Raw genomic sequence first — 15,859 nt, 5'->3', positions numbered from 1 at the left:
CATGTCCGGGGGCAGGCAACCACGGCAGCCGGCGGGGGCGATCTCTACGATCCTCGGCGGTGTGCGCCGCGCGGAACGGCAGATCCGCAGGGGTTCCCGCGACGTCGTAGAGTCCGCGGTCTCGCAGTTGTTCGATGCGACCGTGCAGCCGCACGGCATGGAGGCATCGGGTGAGTACCGCATCGAGGAACTCGCGCGGATGGCGGGCACGACGACCCGCAACATCCGCGTCTACCGCGACAGGGGCCTGCTGCATCCACCGCTTCGGGTGGGCCGCATCGCGTTGTTCAACGACACCCACCTGACCCGGTTGCGGCTGATCACCTCCCTTCTCGACCGGGGCTACAACATCTCGCACGTGCACGAGATGTTGTCGGCGTGGGAGCAGGGCAAGAACGTCGGCGACATGCTCGGCCTCGAAACGGCCATCGCAGGCAGCTGGGCCACCGAGAAGCCGGAGCGGATGAGCGTCGCCGACGCCAAGCGGTTGGTCGACGACGACCCTGGGTTCGACCGGATGGTCGGTCTCGGCGTCATCCGGCTCGAGGACGGCGAGGCCGTCATCGTGCGGCCCACGTTGATCGAGGCGTTCAACGACATCCGTCAGTACGGCGTTGCCACCGACAAGCTCATCGATCTGCACGAGCAGATCGCCCCGATCATCGACCAGATCAGCGGAATCCTGGTGCAGGCGGGCATCGAAGAGGTCGTTGATCGCATCAAGCCCGGCGAGGCGCTGCCGCCGGACACCGAAATAGCCGAACTGCTGACCATGCTGGTGCGGTTCCGCACCCAAGCGGTGTCCGCAGTGTCGGCGACGTTGGCGTTCTCGATCGAGTCGACCATCGAGTCCGCGGTCGGTCAAATCCTTGGCGATTTCATCGCGAAGGAAGCCGACGGGGACGCCTCGCCGGAAGGCTGATCACTCCCACTCGATGGTGCCCGGCGGCTTGCTGGTGACGTCCAGCGCGACCCGGTTCACTTCGGGCACTTCGTTGGTGATGCGGGTGGAGATACGTTCGAGCACCTCATACGGCACCCGCGTCCAGTCGGCGGTCATCGCGTCCTCGCTGGACACCGGGCGCAGCACGATCGGGTGCCCGTAGGTGCGGCCGTCGCCCTGCACACCGACCGACCGGATGTCGGCCAGCAGCACCACCGGGCACTGCCAGATCTGGTTGTCCAGGCCCGCCGCGGTGAGTTCCTCGCGCGCGATCGCATCGGCGCGGCGCAGCGTGTCCAGCCGGTCCTTCGTCACCTCGCCGATGATGCGAATTCCCAGTCCGGGACCCGGGAAGGGTTGGCGGGCAACGATTTCCTCCGGCAGTCCGAGCTCGCGGCCGACGGCGCGAACCTCGTCCTTGAACAACAGACGCAGGGGCTCGACGAGCGTGAACGTCAGGTCGTCGGGAAGGCCGCCGACATTGTGATGGCTCTTGATGTTCGCGGTGCCTGAGCCGCCGCCGGACTCGACCACGTCGGGGTAGAGCGTGCCCTGCACCAGGAAGTCGACCTCAGAACCGGTGTCGTCCACGATGTCTCGGACCGCGCCCTCGAACGCCCGGATGAACTCGCGGCCGATGATCTTGCGTTTGCCCTCGGGATTGGTCACGCCCGACAGCGCCTGCAGGAATCTGTCGGCGACGTCGACGGTGACCAGGTTGGCGCCCGTCGCCGCGACGAAGTCACGTTGTACCTGCGCCCGCTCGCCTTCCCGCAGCAGGCCGTGATCGACGAACACACAGGTCAACCGGTCACCGATGGCGCGTTGGACGAGGGCTGCGGCGACGGCCGAGTCCACTCCGCCGGAAAGGCCGCAGATCGCCCTTCCCTCGCCGATCTGGCTGCGCACCTGCTCGACCAGGGTGTCGGCGATGTTCGCCGGCGTCCACGTCGAGTCGATGCCCGCGAACTCGTGCAGAAACCGGCTCAGCACCTGCTGGCCGTGCGGGCTGTGCATCACCTCGGGGTGGTACTGGACGCCGGCGAGCCCGCGTGCCGGATTCTCGAAACCCGCGACGGGTGCGCCCGCGCTGCTGGCCACCACGTCGAAACCCTCCGGCGCGGCGGTGACGGCGTCGCCGTGGCTCATCCACACCGGCTGACGCTCGGGCAGCTCCGAATGCAATTGCCCACCCGACACATTCAGTTCCGTGCGGCCGTACTCGCTGGTGCCCGTGCGGGCCACGGTACCGCCGAGGGTCTGCGCCATCGCCTGAAACCCGTAACAGATGCCGAACACAGGGACCCCGAGGTCGAACACGCCGGGGTCAAGCTGCGGAGCACCCTCCACATACACGCTCGACGGACCACCGGACAACACGATCGCCTGCGGGTCCCTTGCCTTGATTTCGTCGATCGACGCGGTGTGGGGTACGACCTCCGAATACACCCGCGCCTCACGGACGCGACGCGCGATCAGCTGCGCGTACTGCGCTCCGAAGTCGACCACGAGGACGGGGCGCGGGGCTGCGGGCTGCACCTGCTCAGTCTACGGGCGGGGGTCGCCGCCGCCCTGCCGAGCGCCGCCAGAAGATGTTCACTGGGCTCTACAGCAGGTCGGTGATCGTCTTCAGGCCCGCGTCGTACAGCACACCGGGCAGCATGCCGCCGTCGATCTCGATCGTGGTGCCGTTGACGAAGTCGGCGGCGCCGCTGCACAGGAACACGCAGACGCGGCCCACTTCGGCGGGTTCCCCGGCGCGGCGCAGCGGAACGTTGCGGAAGTACGCCTCTCCGTGCGGATCGTCTTTCGGAAGCACGATGGAGCGGAAGTTGTCGGTCATCGTCGGCCCGAGGGCCAAGCTGTTGACGCGCGCATGCGGCCCCCACTCCTCGGCCAGCGACCGGGTGAGATGGTTGAGCCCCGCCTTCGCCGCGCCGTAGGACACCAGCGTGGGTGAGCCCGCCGGGTGACCGGCACCGCTGGAGATGTTGATGATGGAGCCGATGCCGTCCTGGGTGCGCATCTGCCGATAGACGCGAAGGGCGAACCACAGCGGGCTGATCAGGTTCATCTGGACGGCGAAGGCGTGAAAAAGGGCGGTCCGCTCGTAGTCGTCTTCGACGCGCGGCGCACCCTGGATCTTGCTGACCAACTCCGGTACGTCCTCGACATTCGGCGTCGGCACGGTGCCACCGGCGTTGTTGACCAGGATGTCGATGTGGCCGTAGGTGTCTGACACTTGCCCGACCATGGCGTCGATGGCGCGGAAATCCCCTTGGTCACAGACCATCTGGGCGCTGCGCTGCAGCCATGCTTCGTTCTGGTCGGCACCGGGAAGTGCGTCGAGCCGCGACCGCGAACAGCCGATCACGGTGGCGCCCGCACGGAGCAGTTCGTGCGCGATCCCGACACCGACACCACGACTGGTGCCAGTGACGATGGCCACCTTGCCGTCGAGGACGCCCTCGCTCTTCACCCGCCAAACCATAGACGAGCGCTACGGGTGTGATTGGGTATCCGGTGAGTAAGTCGTTCCCTGTCGCGAAGGAGATTCATGCCCGAGTGGGTCGTCATTCTGCTGGCCCTGGCTGCCGCAGTGACCTCAGCGCTCGGGATCGTGATCCGACAGCGCGCGACGCTGACCATCCCCCAGGATGAGGGCGTCAGCACGACGATGTTCAAAAAGCTGCTGCGCAACCGCCTGTGGTGGGCTGGTACCGCGGTGGCGGCGACCGGCTACGGCTTCCAGGCGCTGGCGTTGACCTGGGGTTCACTGATCCTGGTGGTGCCACTGCTGGTTTCGGCGCTGCTGTTCGCCCTTCCGATGAGTGCCCGCATGGCCCACCGTCGCGTCACGACGCACGACTGGGTATGGGCACTGGTGCTGACCTTCGGGCTTGCGGTGTTCGTGCTGGTGGCACGTGTTCAGCCGGGCAACTACCGGCCCGTGCCCGCCGTCTGGATCCTCGCCACCGTGTTGTGCGTTGTGGTGGTATTGGGCTGTGTGGTGGGCGGCGCCCGTACCGAAGGGCGTCAGCGTGCGGTGCTGATCGCCGCTGCGGTTGGGGTGCTGTTCGGCGTGGTGGCGGTACTGACCAAAGTCACCGTGCAGCGACTCAACGAGGAGGGCCTGTGGGGCACGCTTGTGGTTCCCGCGCCGTACCTCGTGGTGATCCTCGGTGTCGCGGCAACGTTGTTGCAGCAGTCGGCGTTTCACGCGGGCGCCCTGCAGGCGTCGGTGCCGACCATGCTCGTCCTCGAGCCGCTGGTGGCGGTCCTGCTGGGGGTCGTCGTGCTCGGCGAGGCGCTCAAGGTCACCGATCCGAGGACGGTTGCGCTGCTCGCGGTCGCGGCGGCGGCGATGGCGGCCGCGACCATCGCCCTCGGGCATGACGAGGGCGCGTTCGAGGAGATGCTCGAGGCGGAGAGCACCAGGCGCGAGGAGTCCGAGACGTCCGGTTAGGCCAGTTGTTTGTGCATGGGCAGGCCGCCGGTCGCCTCGAACACCACCCGTCTGCCGATGGCCACGGCGTGGTCGGCGAAGCGCTCGTAGAAGCGGCCGAGTAGCGCGACGTCGACGGCGGAGCAGACACTGTTGTGCCATTCGCGGTCGATCAACACCGTGAACAGATCTCGGTGTCTGCTGTCGATGACGTCATCCTTCTCGCGAATCTGCGCCGCCTTCTTCGGGTCGGGCGACCGCAACACCTCCTGCGCCGTCCGCGCGAGTTGCACTGCCACATCAGCCATTTCGGTGAAGGCGCCGCGAACCTCGTCGGGCAGCGCACCCTCCGGATGACGCATGCGGGCGATGTCGGCGACGTGCACCGCCAGCGCGCCCATGCGTTCGATGTCGGCGCCGATGTGCAGTGAGCCGACGACCTTGCGCAGATCGCCTGCGACGGGCTGCTGCAGTGCGAGCAGCCGGACAGCGGATTCCTCGGCGTGACGCCACCGGTCCGCGATGTGGTCGTGGTCGGTGATGACCTGCTCGGCGAGCTCCAGATCCGCCTGCAACAGGGCGTTGGACGCGCGGCGCATCGCGTCGGCGGCCAGCCCGCACATATCGGCCAGCTGGTCGCAGAGTCCCGACAGCTGTTCCTGGTAAGCCGTGCGCATAAGCCCACACCTCTCCGCGCCGCGACGAGACCCGACCTGACGGGTCAGATACCCGACATCGAGGCCTTCAACCGGCGACCGGTTGCCCCGGCTCGAACGGGACGCGGCGCAGCGCCCCGTACGCGTCGGCGGGCACGACGGGATGCCGCGGCTCGATCGGCGACAGCCGCTTGTAGGCCTCGCCCTGCTTGGGCCGCAGGTCTTCTTCGCCCTTGTTGGGCCACAAGGACGCGGCGCGCTCGGCCTGCGCGGTGATGCTCAGCGACGGGTTCACCCCGAGGTTGGCTGACACCGAGGCACCGTCGACAACGTACATCGTCGGGTAGTTGTAGACCCGCTGATACGGGTCGATGACACCGTGCTCCGGGCTGTCGCCGATCGCTGCGCCGCCAAGGAAGTGTGCGGTCAGCGGGATGTTGAACAGCTCGCCCCACGTGCCGCCCGCGACGCCGTCGATCTTCTCGGCCAATTTGCGGGTGACTTCGTTGCCGACCGGAATCCACGAGGGATTCGGCTCGCCGTGGCCCTGCTTGCTGTCCATCACCCGGAAGCCCAGCTTCGTCTTGCGGCTGAAGGTCGTGATCGAGTTGTCGAGGTGCTGCATGACCAGCGCGATCATCGTGCGCTCGCTCCAGCGCGTCGGGTTCAGCAGCCGCAGCATCTTCTTGGGATCCTGGCGCGCCTGGTCGAGCAGCTGCCGCCAGCGCGGAACGTCGCTGCCGCCGGGACCCGGACCGTCGGTCATCAGCGTCTGCAGCAGGCCCATCGCGTTGGAGCCCTTGCCGTAACGGACCGGCTCGATATGAGTGTCGGCCGTCGGGTGGATCGACGACGTGATCGCCACGCCGTGTGTCAGGTCGAGATCGTCACGGACCTCGAGGCGGCCCGCGCCGACGATCGACTCGGAGTTGGTGCGGGTGAGCACGCCGAGCTTGTCCGACAGCTTCGGAAGGTTGCCGTGGTCGCGCATCCTGAACAGCAGCTTCTGGGTGCCGAACGTGCCCGCCGCGAGCACGAGGTGCGTTGCGGTGAAGGTGCGACGTCTGCGGCGCAGCAGTCGGCCGGTGTGGGCCGTCTTGACCTCCCACAGCCCGTCGGACCGCTGCTTGAACGAGGTCACCGTCGTCATCGGATGCACCTGTGCACCAGCCGATTCCGCCAACCCGAGGTAATTCTTCACCAGCGTGTTCTTGGCGCCGTAGCGGCAACCTGTCATGCACGAGCCGCATTCGATGCAGCCGGTGCGGGCCGGCCCCGCTCCGCCGAAGTACGGGTCGGGCACCGTCTTACCCGGCGTCTTGTTGCCGTCCGGCCCGAAGAACACGCCGACGGGCGTCGCGACGAACGTGTCGCCGACGCCCATGTCGTCGGCGACCTCTTTGATCACCTTGTCGGCGTCGGTGAAAGTCGGGTTCTGCACCACGCCGAGCATGCGCTGCGCCTGCTCGTAGTGCGGCATCAGTTCGGCGCGCCAGTCGGTGATGTGCTTCCACTGCGGGTCGTTGAAAAACGGGTCCGGTGGCACGTACAGCGTGTTGGCGTAGTTCAGCGATCCGCCGCCGACGCCTGCGCCGGCCAGGATCATCACGTTGCGGAGCAGATGGATCCGCTGGATTCCGTACATGCCGAGCCTGGGCATCCAGAGGAATTTGCGCAGATTCCACGAGGTCTTCGCGAATTCATCGTCGGCGTAGCGGCGGCCGGCTTCGAGGACGCCGACGCGGTAGCCCTTCTCGGTGAGCCGCAGCGCCGAAACACTCCCCCCGAATCCCGAACCGATGATCAGAACGTCATAGTCAGGCTGCATTCAACCAGTATGAACTTACCGGCCGGTAACCAGAAGTCTGGGTCAGCTACCGACTGCCAAGCCAACCTTCTGGAACTCCTTGAGGTCGCAGTAGCCCGCCTTGGCCATCGACCGGCGCAGGCCACCGACCAGGTTCAGCGATCCGAACGGGTCATCCGACGGCCCACCGAGCACCTGCTTCAACCCGGGCCGCTCACCGAGCGCGACCTGCAGCAGCGCCCCGCGGGGCAGCGACGGGTGAGCCGCCGCGGCAGGCCAGAACCAGCCGCCACCCATCGCCTCGGCGGATACCGCCAACGGGGTGCCGAGCACGACGGCATCGGCGCCGCACGCGATGGCCTTGGCCAGATCGCCGGACGTGTGCATGTCACCGTCGGCCAACACATGGACGTATCGGCCGCCCGTCTCGTCGAGGTATTCGCGTCGGGCGGCGGCGGCGTCGGCGATGGCGGTCGCCATCGGCACGCTGATGCCCAGCACCTCGTCACTGGTGGTGACGCCGCTGGTGGAGCCGTAGCCGACGATGACGCCCGCGGCGCCCGTCCGCATCAGGTGCAGGGCGGTGCGGTGGTCGAGCACGCCGCCTGCGACCACCGGCACATCGAGTTCGGAGATGAACGTCTTGAGGTTGAGCGGCTCGCCGTCCTGTGCGACGCGTTCGGCGGACACGATGGTGCCCTGAATCACCAGCAGATCGATGCCCGCGGACACCAGCGCCGGAGTCAACGCCCGCGCGTTCTGCGGGCTCACGCGAACGGCGGTGGTCACCCCGGCCTCACGGATGCGGGTGACTGCTGCGCCGAGCAACTCAGGGTCAATGGGCGCCGAATGTAGTTGCTGCAGATGACGAATCGCCGCCGACGGTTCCGGCTCCTTCTCCGCCGCCTCGACGACCTCGGCGATCTTGGCTGCCACGTCGGCGTGCCGGCCGATCAGCCCCTCGCCGTTGAGCACACCGAGGCCACCGAGCCTGCCCATCTCGATGGCGAACTCCACCGACACCAGTGCGTCGGTGGGATGGGTGACGACGGGTATCTCGAACCGGTAGGCGTCGAGCTGCCATGCGGTCGAGACATCCTGGCTCGACCTGGTCCGCCGGGACGGGACGATGTTGATGTCGTCGAGTTCGTAGGTGCGGCGGGCGGTTCTACCCATACCGATTTCAACCATGTCGCGCATGCGGACTCGCTAGCGTGTGTAGTAGTTGGGCGCTTCGACGGTCATCGTGATGTCGTGCGGGTGGCTTTCTTTCAGCCCCGCCGCGGTGATCCGCACGAACTGCGCCTGCTGTAACTGCTCGATCGTCGAGGCTCCCGTGTACCCCATCGCGGCCTGTAGTCCGCCGGTGAGTTGACGGATCACGCTGGACAGTGGGCCGCGGAACGGGACGCGGCCCTCGATGCCCTCGGGCACCAGCTTGTCCTCGCTGAGCGCATCGTCTTGGAAATAGCGGTCTTTCGAGTAGGACTTCGCTCCGCTGCGGCTCTGCATCGCCCCGAGTGACCCCATACCGCGGTAGCTCTTGAACTGCTTGCCGTTGACGAAGATCAAGTCGCCCGGCGCTTCCGCGGTGCCCGCAAGCAGCGAACCGAGCATCGCGGTGGACGCACCCGCGGCCAGTGCCTTGGCGATGTCACCCGAGTACTGGAGGCCGCCGTCGGCGATCACCGGGATGCCGGACGGCGCGCACGCCGCGACGGCCTCCAAGATCGCGGTGATCTGAGGGGCGCCGACGCCGGCGACGACGCGGGTCGTGCAGATCGAACCCGGACCGACACCGACCTTCACCGCATCCGCGCCCGCCTCGACCAACGCGGCTGCCGCGGCCCTGGTGGCCACATTCCCGCCGATCACGTCGACTCGGTGGTTCACCTCGCGCTTGAGATTGCTGACCATGTCCAGCACGAGGCGGTTGTGGGCGTGCGCGGTGTCGACGATGAGCACGTCGGCACCCGCATCGGCCAGGGTCATCGCCCGCGCCCACGAGTCGGGCCCGATGCCGACCGCCGCACCGACCAGCAGCCTGCCGTCGCTGTCCTTGGTGGCGAACGGGTGCTGCTCGGTCTTGACGAAGTCCTTGACGGTGATCAGCCCGGTCAGCCGACCGTGGCCGTCGACGATCGGCAGCTTCTCGATCTTGTTGCGGCGCAACAGGCCGAGCGCCGCGTCCGCGGTGACGCCCTCGCGGGCGGTGATCAGCGGCGCCTTGGTCATCACCTCCGCGACCGGCTTGTCCATATCGACTTCGAACCGCATGTCGCGGTTGGTGATGATGCCGACAAGGGAGCCGGTTTCGTCGACGACCGGCAGCCCCGAGATCCGGAACCGCGCGCACATCGCGTCGACTTCGGCCAGCGTGTTGTCCGGCGAACAGGTGACGGGGTCGGTGACCATGCCCGCTTCGGACCGCTTGACGGTTTCGACCTGGCTTGCCTGCTCGGCGACCGGAAGATTGCGGTGGAGTACGCCCATGCCGCCTGCGCGGGCCATGGCGATCGCCATCCGCGACTCGGTGACGGTGTCCATCGCGGAACTGACCAGCGGGACCTTCAACCGGATACGGCGAGTCAGCTGGCTGGACGTATCGGCGGTGGCAGGGACCACGTCCGAGGCGGCGGGAAGCAGCAGCACGTCGTCGAAGGTCAGTCCGAGCATGGCGATCTTCGTCGGGTCATCGCCGCCGGTCGGCACCGGTACGGCGATGGGAAGGTCGCTTTCAGCGATCGACATGTGTTACAGCCTCCATCGGCGGGGAGCTAGATAACCATCTTATCGGCATCCGCAGACAGAACCGGGCCCCACACGGGGTCGCCGGGGAACCCGGGCCGGCGGGGCGACCGCTGGCGCGATAGGAGCACCGCTGCGTAATGTGGAACCGTGCGAGACCACCTACCGCCTGGTTTGCCGCCGGATCCATTCGCCGATGACCCGTGCGATCCGTCGGGTGCGCTGGACGCCCTGGAACCCGGTCAGCCGCTCGACGCGCAGGAACGCACAGCGGTAGAGGCTGATCTGGCCGACCTCGCGGTCTACGAAGCGCTGCTGGCGCACAAGGGAATTCGCGGTCTCGTGGTGTGCTGTGACGAGTGCCAGCAGGACCATTATCACGACTGGGACATGCTGCGGGCGAACCTGTTGCAGCTGTTGGTCGATGGCACTGTCCGTCCGCACGAGCCGGCCTATGATCCCGAACCCGACGCGTACGTGACCTGGGATTATTGCCGCGGCTACGCCGACGCTTCGCTCAACGAGGCGACGTCGGAGTCCGACGGCTTCGCTGAGCGCTGATCCCCTAGTTTCCGTCTCCGCGGCCGGGCTTCTCGCCGGGCACCGGCGGTAACGTCGTCTCCGGCTGCTCCTGCGGCGCTTCGGGCGCAGGCGCCAGGGCAGGCGGCGCCTTCGGTGCAGCCGGTATCACCGCAGCGGGCGGGGCCTCCTGCACCGGCGGAGCCTCAGGGACGGGGCCAGCTTTCGGCATCGGCAGGATCTCCGGTATCAACGGCTTGGGCTGCTCGACCGGCTTGGGCTGCTCGATCGGCTTCGGCAACTCGATCGGCTTCTGCGGCTCGACCGGCTTCGGTTGCTCTATCGGCTTCGGCAGTTCGATCGGCGGCTTCGGCGCAGGCTTCGGCGCATCCGGATTGGGCTTCTGCTCACCGGGGATCGGCTTCGGCAGGCCGGCAGGCAGCTTGGGCAGCGGCAGATCCGGCAATGAGATGTCCGGTGGCACACCGGGTCCCGGAATCGGCAACTGCGGAATCGGCGGCAGCTGCGGCAGCGAGATATCCGGCAACGGGATACCGGGTACCGACGGCGGCAGCTGCGGCAAGGGCGGCAACGAGATGGGGCCGGGCGGACTCGGAACCGAGGCGTTCGGCACGACCGAAGCATCGGGCAGCCGCGGAGCCGTGGCGTCAAGATCCCGGGTCTCCACCTTGGCGGTCAGGTCGTTCAGCTGCTGCTGCAGATTCTGCTGCCGTTGCGGGTCTTCGACGGTCTGCACCGTCGAGGTGATGGTCGACAGCTTGTCCTGGGCGGCGTCCCAGTTGCCCTGCTCGATGAGCTGCTGAACCTGTTGCATCTCGGTCTGCGCAGCCAGCGCCACCTGATCGTCGCGGGTGACCTGCGGTTCACCGAATACGGCGACTCGCAGCCCGTAGAGGGCGTCGCCGGGTGCCGCGCCGTAGACGAGCGCGCCGAACCCGCCGAGGCACAGCATGGCCGCGGCGACCGAGCCCATCACGGCCACCGACATCCGGTTGCGCCGCTGTGAGGCGAGCGCTCGCTGCAGCACGATTTCGGCGTCGCGCTGAAGGGCGACCGTGGCGGGCGGTTTGCGCACGTCGTCGCGCCAGCCCGCCATTAGGTTCGCCAGCTCGGCGTCGGCCGGATCGCCGGCGTACACCGGATGCTCGGAGGCGAGCGCGTCGAGGTACTGGTCTGTGCGTGCGATGGCGTTCAGCGACGGGTCGCCCCCATTTCCGCCCCAGCGTCCGAAGTCAGGCATGGTCATGTCCCGTCGCCATGATCTCGGTCTTCAGGCGTGCTAGCGCCCGGTGCTGGGCGACGCGAACGGCGCCCGCCGTGCTGCCGACCGCCTCTGCGGTCTCCTCGGCGCTCATACCGACCACGACGCGAAGGATGAGGATCTCGCGCTGCTTCTCCGGCAGGACTGCCAGCAGCCTGTTCATCCGCTCCGCCGCCTCCCCCTCGAGAGCCATCTGTTCAGGACCGGCCTCCGCGGAGAAGCGCTCCGGCACGACGTCTGTCGGCTCAGAGCGGTTCCTGGCGGCCGCGCGATGAGCGTCGGCAACCTTGTGGGCGGCAATGCCGTATACAAAGGCCAGGAACGGTCGTCCCTGATCCTTGTAGCGCGGCAGCGCCGTGATGGCGGCCAAGCACACCTCCTGAGCAACATCGTCAGCTGAGAGACCGCTCCGCTCGGCCGTCCCGACCCTCGCTCGGCAGTAGCGAACAACAATCGGGCGGATGATCTCCAGTACCTCCCGGAGCGCGTCCCGGTTGCCCGCCACGGCTTCAGCAACGACAGCATCGAGACGTTCTCCCGAAATTGTCATCGGTGAAGCTCTCTCCAGCGTTACTAAAGGGACAGGTGGCGGTTGAGTAATCGGGCTAAACACTAGCTCTCGGGCCGGTGCGGCCCGGTTCAGCGATCAAACAACACGCCGCCACGGCGCCGCACCGTATCAACGGACTGGTCGCGAATTCCAACGACTTGAGCAGCGGAGTGGTTCCCGCTGCCGATGTCGCCGAGCAGGCAGGACAACGCCCAGCTCAATGGGACCAACCCACATTCCGAAGTGATGGCCAGTGCGGCATCGGCCACGTCGCGTGACCGGTCCGTTCGGCCGTCGCAGCAGAGCGCAGCGGCCAGTACGACATCGGACTTGACCCGGTGCCGGGCAGATCCGAAGGCGGCTGCGAGAGCGCACGCGCGCTCGGCGTGATCCACCGCCGCGGCGCCGTCGCCGGTGGCCATCGCCAATTCGGCAGAAACCCATGCCAGCCGGACGCCCAGCCGCGGCAGCCTGTCGTCGAGCAAATCTTCAGCGCGACGAAGGGCAGCGGTTGACAGCGCGAACCGCCCGACGCCGAGAGCGTCGGCCGCCAGACCGATCAAAGCGTCGCCGACGGCTTCCGGATCACCGGCGGCAACGGCCAGGGCGCGGCCATCCCACCCGCGGGCCTTCTCGTGCCAACCCAGCTGACGTAAGAAGGACGCGTGCGTGCTGTGGGCCAGTGAGGCCAACCGCCCGACCCGATGCGCGCGCCGCACAGACGCCAGATCGGCGTTGGCGTTGGCGTAGCGCCCCTGTCCGCCCGCGGCGACCGCGCGCAGCCACAGCTCCTCGGCCGTCCTCGCCGCAGGGAGCGGCCATTCGCCTGGGGCGTCGCCGAAGGCGGCGCTGCGGACGCGAGGAGCGATATGACCGTTGCGGACGCGAGGAGCGATATGACCGCTGCCGACGCGAGGATCGATATGACCGTTGCGAACGCGAGGAGCGATACCACCGTTGGTGATCATCAGGCGCCGACGTTATCAATAGTGCACCGAGTAGCCGGTACCGGCGGGCACGGGTAAATGGTTGACGCAGAATCTCTTTGGTTAACAGTTCGTGCGGCGCGTGTTACAGCCATGTCAACCGACGACGGACGGCCTTGGGCATTCGGTCCGGCGCGGAGCCGAGCGAACTGGAGAAACCCGAGTCATCGTGAGTAAAGGCGCCGTTGGCTATCACCCTCGCCGATAACCTCGGGTCGAACCGATGAACGTGATGTAAATTCTCGGCCTGCGCATATGTGGTTGAGCACATGATCGGGCTATTGACTGATTTTGCTAAGCGCCCATACGTTGTGTGCACGAGTAGTCATCGGCGACTGTGCTCGGATCGGTTCCACGACTCACGCACCCGTGCGTTCTCGAAATCGGTGCGTAGAGAGGGGTTTTCCATATGCCACAGCCGCAGCAGCTACCCGGACCAAACGCAGACACCTGGGATTGGCAGATGCATGGGCTTTGCCGCGGGGTCGATTCGTCGGTGTTCTTCCACCCCGATGGCGAGCGCGGCCGAGCCCGCGCGCAACGCGAACTGCGCGCCAAGGAGATGTGCCGAAGCTGCCCGGTGATCACGCAATGCCGTTCGCATGCCCTGGCCGTCGGCGAGCCCTACGGCATCTGGGGTGGGCTTTCGGAATCGGAACGTGAACTGCTACTCAAACGAGGCATCCGCCGCGCCTCGTGACGACACGAACGCGAAAGCCCCCGAGCACTCATCGTGTCCGGGGGCTTTTGCGTTGGCCGGTCAGCTACGCGCGCCTACGGTGGGTCCGCTGTCGCCAGCCTGGCGACGGCTCTGAAGCCGACGTCGTCGAACTTTCCACGAACTCCACTCGCCAAGGGTGACGCCCGCCGCGAGCGCGGTGCCGATCGCGAAGGCACCGAGCACCGAGGCGAACCCGACGGCGTGCTGGTCGTTGAGGATGGCGTAGATGCCGTGCAGCAGGGACAGGCCCGGCAGCAGTGGCACGATGCCGGTGATGGAGACCACCAGAGGTGGCGCCAGATTACGACGTTCCATCAGGCGACCGACCAGGCCGATCGGGACAGCGGCGACGAACGACGCCACCACAGCGCCCAACCCCGCGCCCTGCGCCAGCAGGAAGACGGTGGTGCCCGCCGCACCTCCGAACGCCGCGGCCATCGCGGCTGAGCGCTCGGCGTAGCACGCCAGCGCGAACGCCGCCGCGGTGGCCGCACCGAATGCGACGCGCGCGGCCCACTCCGACAGTGCGGGCGGCGGAAACGCGCTGATCCCGACGTAGGGCGCGCCGAAGCGGTTGGCGAGGTGCAGTACGAGAGCGACGCCTGCGATCGTCGCACCGGTCAACATGACCAGCTCGAAGAAGCGACCCGCCGCGGTGACGGGCGCCCCCGAGATCACATCGCCGACCGATCCGACGAGCGACAGACCGGCGAGCAGCACCACCAGGCCTGCGGCGATGGCCACCGTCGGTTCGAAATGGAAGCCGAGCTTGGGGCTGAGCGCGTAGAGCAGGATCGGCGGCGCGGTCGCGATCGCGCCGCCGACCGCGTACTGGAAGAAGAACGGAAGCCCGTGCTTGTTGAGCACGCGGTTGACGCGGTCGATCGCCATGGCGCTCAACGCACTGATAAGGCACACCAGCCAGTTCCCGCCCAGTGTTCCCGCGGTTGCGAACGCCAGCGCGCCCCAGGCCAGGGTGGCGACCCAGCGCTTGTAGGGGTGCGGGGCGGTGATGATCGTGTCCAGTTCGCGACGCGCCTGGGTAGGCGACACCTCGCCCTCGCGGATGCGGCCGATCAAGCGGTCGACGGCGGCCAGTCGGCTGAAGTCCATGGAACGGGCCTGCACGATATGCAGGGTGCTGGCGGCAGGCGCGGTCGGCCCGCGGTATGCGGCCAGGTGGATCGTCGTGTTGATGACGTCGACCTCGCAGCGCGTGATGCCGTACGCAGCGCAGATGGCCTCGACCTGCTCCATGGTCGCGGTGGCAGGCGTACCTGACGCCATCAGAATGGCGCCGATGTTCCCGGCGAGATCGAGGATCTCCCCGACCTGCTCGTAGTAGGCGGCATCGCGCTCGGCGAGTTCCTGGTCGGTCAGCCGGCGCATGCTGCCGGTCGGCGGCTCGGTTTCCCGAACGAGCCGACGCAGCTTCTCACGCTGACGTGCCCCCCATGGCTGGCCCGCACGGTCACGGGTCAACTCCACAACTCTCCCCTTCCTATTTCCGCCGACTCGTCCAATCACAACGCAATGGCGCAGACGAACGTTTCAACTCATGCTTTGACGTTTTGGTGTTTTCGCTCACATCGTCAGCGGCTGCCCGAACCCTCTGCGGTTCGCATGACGGAAGCTACCTCCTTATTGTACGGAGACCGTCAAATCCATTGCGCTTTAAATAATTTCCATAACGATGTCGTCACAGAGCGCGATGAAGTCGGAAGCGATGACCAGAATGACGTTCTCCTCTTCGCAATCCGATGCGACATAGACGCCGTCGAAGAGGTCCGCCGTCTCACCGCAGTAGAACGCGAAGACGGTGTTGTTCACGATCTGATGACAGAGCTCTGCGGGAGTGATGGTGTCTCGCCGGCTGAGCGCGAGGTCGTATGACGGCCCGATATCACCGGGCGCGATCGGCAGCCGGGCGTCGGGATCGAAACGCCTGATCGGGATCCGGCGGTTTCGAAGCTCTTGCGAGGCCGGGTGGTAGCAGAAGAGCTTGCGCACCACATGTGCGCCCACGATGAAGTCTCGCTCGACAAGGACGTCGGTTCGATCGGTCCACCGCGCCTGCTTCGTCTTCGCCTCCAGGCGTTCGGCGACTTTGGCGAGTTCGACTCCCCACGGGGTCGGGTCGGGGACCATCGCTGGACCGTATCCCGTCCATCGACGGCCGAAGGACTCAACCCAGTTCGTAGG

Annotated in this window: 15 protein-coding genes; 4 read left to right on the top strand and 11 right to left on the bottom strand. The window is 67.0% G+C overall.

Features of this window, described 5'->3' with window-relative positions:
* The first annotated feature begins 1 nt into the window (after position 1).
* Positions 2-922, top strand: coding sequence for a MerR family transcriptional regulator (locus C6A82_RS06045; protein WP_105342025.1), 921 nt, complete (start codon positions 2-4; stop codon positions 920-922).
* On the opposite strand, the gene guaA is transcribed toward C6A82_RS06045, so the two are convergent.
* Entirely contained in the window at positions 923-2,482 is a 1,560-nt protein-coding gene (gene guaA, locus C6A82_RS06040; protein WP_311101710.1) for a glutamine-hydrolyzing GMP synthase, read from the bottom strand.
* 67 nt (positions 2,483-2,549) lie between these two features.
* Positions 2,550-3,434 (bottom strand): SDR family oxidoreductase, encoded by an 885-nt coding sequence (locus C6A82_RS06035; RefSeq protein WP_311101709.1) that lies wholly within the window; start codon positions 3,432-3,434, stop codon positions 2,550-2,552.
* A gap of 66 nt (positions 3,435-3,500) precedes the next feature.
* On the opposite strand from C6A82_RS06035, the gene C6A82_RS06030 reads away from it, so the two are divergent.
* On the top strand, positions 3,501-4,409 hold the full coding sequence (locus tag C6A82_RS06030) for a DMT family transporter (RefSeq protein WP_105344413.1): 909 nt from the start codon (positions 3,501-3,503) through the stop codon (positions 4,407-4,409).
* Here the strand turns inward: C6A82_RS06030 and phoU are convergent.
* The 4 genes from phoU to guaB form a co-directional block, all read right to left on the bottom strand.
* Complete coding sequence (gene phoU, locus C6A82_RS06025) at positions 4,406-5,065, bottom strand: phosphate signaling complex protein PhoU (RefSeq protein ID WP_105344411.1); 660 nt, start codon at positions 5,063-5,065, stop codon at positions 4,406-4,408. The genes C6A82_RS06030 and phoU overlap by 4 nt on opposite strands.
* 67 nt (positions 5,066-5,132) lie before the next feature.
* On the bottom strand, positions 5,133-6,872 hold the full coding sequence (locus tag C6A82_RS06020) for a GMC family oxidoreductase (RefSeq protein WP_105344409.1): 1,740 nt from the start codon (positions 6,870-6,872) through the stop codon (positions 5,133-5,135).
* Positions 6,873-6,914: 42 nt separating this feature from the next.
* On the bottom strand, positions 6,915-8,042 hold the full coding sequence (locus C6A82_RS06015; protein WP_199193710.1) for a GuaB3 family IMP dehydrogenase-related protein: 1,128 nt from the start codon (positions 8,040-8,042) through the stop codon (positions 6,915-6,917).
* 18 nt (positions 8,043-8,060) lie between these two features.
* A complete protein-coding gene (guaB, locus tag C6A82_RS06010) occupies positions 8,061-9,602 on the bottom strand; it encodes an IMP dehydrogenase (RefSeq protein WP_105344406.1) in 1,542 nt (513 codons plus the stop codon).
* Between the two features lie 147 nt (positions 9,603-9,749).
* On the opposite strand from guaB, the gene C6A82_RS06005 reads away from it, so the two are divergent.
* Positions 9,750-10,160, top strand: a complete 411-nt coding sequence (locus tag C6A82_RS06005; RefSeq protein WP_105344405.1) for a DUF5319 domain-containing protein — start codon at positions 9,750-9,752, stop codon at positions 10,158-10,160.
* Positions 10,161-10,164: 4 nt separating this feature from the next.
* Here C6A82_RS06005 and C6A82_RS06000 read toward each other — a convergent pair whose 3' ends face one another.
* The 3 genes from C6A82_RS06000 to C6A82_RS05990 all read right to left on the bottom strand — a co-directional run bounded on the left by C6A82_RS06000 (position 10,165) and on the right by C6A82_RS05990 (position 12,918).
* Positions 10,165-11,385: an anti-sigma-D factor RsdA gene (locus tag C6A82_RS06000; protein WP_311101708.1), complete on the bottom strand. Its 1,221-nt coding sequence runs from the start codon at positions 11,383-11,385 to the stop codon at positions 10,165-10,167.
* A complete protein-coding gene (locus tag C6A82_RS05995) occupies positions 11,372-11,950 on the bottom strand; it encodes a sigma-70 family RNA polymerase sigma factor (protein ID WP_105344403.1) in 579 nt (192 codons plus the stop codon). Before C6A82_RS05995 ends, C6A82_RS06000 begins: the two co-directional genes overlap by 14 nt.
* 89 nt (positions 11,951-12,039) lie before the next feature.
* Complete coding sequence (locus tag C6A82_RS05990; RefSeq protein WP_233216887.1) at positions 12,040-12,918, bottom strand: hypothetical protein; 879 nt, start codon at positions 12,916-12,918, stop codon at positions 12,040-12,042.
* 427 nt (positions 12,919-13,345) lie between these two features.
* Here C6A82_RS05990 and C6A82_RS05985 point away from each other — a divergent pair, with 427 nt between their 5' ends.
* Positions 13,346-13,636 (top strand): WhiB family transcriptional regulator, encoded by a 291-nt coding sequence (locus tag C6A82_RS05985; protein ID WP_105344401.1) that lies wholly within the window; start codon positions 13,346-13,348, stop codon positions 13,634-13,636.
* A 60-nt stretch (positions 13,637-13,696) separates the two neighbouring features.
* On the opposite strand, the gene C6A82_RS05980 is transcribed toward C6A82_RS05985, so the two are convergent.
* Together C6A82_RS05980 and C6A82_RS05975 are read right to left on the bottom strand one after the other, a co-directional pair.
* Entirely contained in the window at positions 13,697-15,145 is a 1,449-nt protein-coding gene (locus C6A82_RS05980) for a threonine/serine exporter ThrE family protein (RefSeq protein ID WP_233216886.1), read from the bottom strand.
* A gap of 186 nt (positions 15,146-15,331) precedes the next feature.
* Positions 15,332-15,805 (bottom strand): hypothetical protein, encoded by a 474-nt coding sequence (locus C6A82_RS05975; RefSeq protein ID WP_105344399.1) that lies wholly within the window; start codon positions 15,803-15,805, stop codon positions 15,332-15,334.
* Positions 15,806-15,859 lie beyond the last annotated feature (54 nt).

Source organism: Mycobacterium sp. ITM-2016-00318, from assembly GCF_002968285.2.
Classification (GTDB): Bacteria; Actinomycetota; Actinomycetes; order Mycobacteriales; family Mycobacteriaceae; genus Mycobacterium.
The sequence above is the reverse complement of the archived record's forward strand: the minus strand, read 5'-3'. Positions and strand labels throughout refer to the sequence as shown.